The organism is Adlercreutzia wanghongyangiae (assembly GCF_035989245.1).
Lineage (GTDB): Bacteria > Actinomycetota > Coriobacteriia > Coriobacteriales > Eggerthellaceae > Adlercreutzia > Adlercreutzia wanghongyangiae.
The window spans coordinates 1-1,995 of the sequence record NZ_JAYMFF010000040.1 but is presented as its reverse complement, the minus strand read 5'-3'; the positions used below and the strand labels follow the sequence as shown (position 1 = coordinate 1,995).

2 protein-coding genes are annotated in these 1,995 nt (G+C 60.4%); both read right to left on the bottom strand.

The genetic code is table 11. From position 1 onward, the window contains the following. Positions 1-83: 83 nt before the first annotated feature. Positions 84-1,052 carry a nucleotidyl transferase AbiEii/AbiGii toxin family protein gene (locus tag VIN30_RS11505; protein WP_326424348.1) on the bottom strand — a complete coding sequence of 323 codons (969 nt, stop codon included), beginning with the start codon at positions 1,050-1,052 and terminating at the stop codon, positions 84-86. Next, positions 1,049-1,843, bottom strand: coding sequence for a type IV toxin-antitoxin system AbiEi family antitoxin (locus VIN30_RS11500; protein ID WP_326424347.1), 795 nt, complete (start codon positions 1,841-1,843; stop codon positions 1,049-1,051). Before VIN30_RS11500 ends, VIN30_RS11505 begins: the two co-directional genes overlap by 4 nt. Between the last annotated feature and the right edge of the window lie 152 nt (positions 1,844-1,995).

Below are 1,995 nucleotides of genomic sequence, written 5' to 3'. Positions count from 1 at the left end.
CTGTTCCGCATCTGGAAAGCCGACGCCAGATTGGGCATGCCCCACATCCCCCAGCTTACGCTGTTCCCAAGTTTTCTCGTTGCTTAGTACAGGCCGATTCCCGAAAGACGACCGCCGGGGAGATTCTCAAGGAGGCGGATAGCCAGCGCACGGTCTTTGCCGCTGGCATGAGCGATGATGCGCTCTTCGTCGTCGAGTTCTTGCAGGAAGGCGAAGCTCCCGCGAACGCGTTCCGACAGCTCCTCCGGTTTTGGAGTCGGGACGGCGAGTGCTCCTATGTCCTCGATATCGAACTCCTCGGCGCTCCGCTTTCGCAGCCAGCGGCCCGGATCGAAGGGCAATCCGGCGTGAGCCGGCGGCCAGCAGGTTGCTCCTGCATGCAATCCGTTCGCGTCGACCCACATCTTCAGAACGCTGAGGTGCCTGACGAGCGGCTGGTCAATCTTTCGCCAGAGAGCGCCGTTACCCGCGATCCATGCGAGATCGTACATATCTCGAGCGGTGGTCACTCGGTTGAGCCTGGCGATCTTCTCTGCAAGATTCTCCTCGAGTCTCACGGTCTTGATAGACGGCAGTGGTCCCCCGTATTGGGCATGAGCGGGCATGGGCACCCAGCTGCCCGCAACAGGGGCAAGCCAAGGGGCCGCAGAGAAATCGAGCTTTGTTTGAAGTGTCGATTCGGTCACGAAACGGCCGCTCAACGTCACGGACGGCTTACCACGCCGCTCCGTTATGCCGTATTGAAAGGGCCCTATTTCGAGCCCGTCGACGGCCAGGGAGAATTCCAGTGCTGCCTCGTCACGATCCTTCGTGATGTCAGCCACGGCGAAGTCGAGGTCGAGTGAGAAACGCCCCTCGTTGCCGGCATAGAGCTTCCGGAGCGCCGTTCCGCCTTTTATGGCGAACGAATCGAGGAGGCCCTCGTCGGACAGGTGGCGGAGCAAGAGATCCTGCGCGATGTCGATGACAGCGGCCTCGCGGCCCTGGGAACCCGCGCCCCGCGGGGTATGACGGGCGATGTGTCCTGGCTGAAGCGAGATGTCGTAGGTCACTTTACGGCCTCCAGTTCTCTGGGACCGAAGGGAAGGAGGGCGTCCGATACCATCCATCTCTGATCATAGCGAATCGGAACCTCGGACGTTCCCATCTTGGCGACTACTTGAGCCGCATGGGTGTCGGCCACAGCTGCGGCGAGATCGGGACGCATCCCCTGCAAAAGGTAGCCTGTTCGCTGGGCAACAGAGTTCGGTCTGCCTTCGAGCTCCTTGAGGAGCTCGCCTCCGTCAATCTCGAAGGCGACGTCGGGAAGCCATTCGACGGCGCTTTGCCAAGAGCGCACCGAGCTCGGCCGTTCCGCCATTTGAACCACGATGCTGGCGGGGCCGAGAGCGCTAACGCCTTTTGCGGACCTAACGGGTGTTTGAGGCGCGAAGGTGACGGGCGCCAGATCGGGAGGCATCTTCACCTTTGGTCGCTCCTCGAACGCCACGCTTATCGTCGAGGGTGCACGGTCCGCGAGCCCCAATGCCCAGGCAGCGGACTGGCCGCGGAGCGCGTTTTTGCATTCTGGATGAGCGATGCTGAAGGCCTTTAGCGCGAGAAGAGGGTCGGCACTTGAGTAGGAACCGGCGAGTTCGGCCGGAGCGAACTCCCATACTCCGCGTTGGGGCGTGGCGACCAGCCATCCCTTTTGCTTGAGCCGAGAGGCGACGACGCGCGGGTCTGTGCCGATGCGATGGTGCTCGCACATCGCCCGCAGAGCAGCTAGCGAGACCAGCTGAGGGCGATCAAGCTCCAGGTCTTCCAATATAGGGGAAAGGCTCTCGGGAATGGTTCGGGACATAGAAACTACCTTGCTTGTATCAAAATCTGATACATATAGTATATAAACTACAGCATTGAAGTCAACCAAAAAAATGAAACTCACGCTGATGAAGGGTGATGAGCGAGTCGAGCTTGGCGAAGAGGGAGCCGATTTGGCGTTGCTCTTCAAGG

Coding starts and splice junctions, on each gene's coding strand:
- VIN30_RS11500 (WP_326424347.1), bottom strand. CDS start 1,843: ATGTCCCGAACCATTCCCGAGAGCCTTTCCCCTATATTGGAAGACCTG.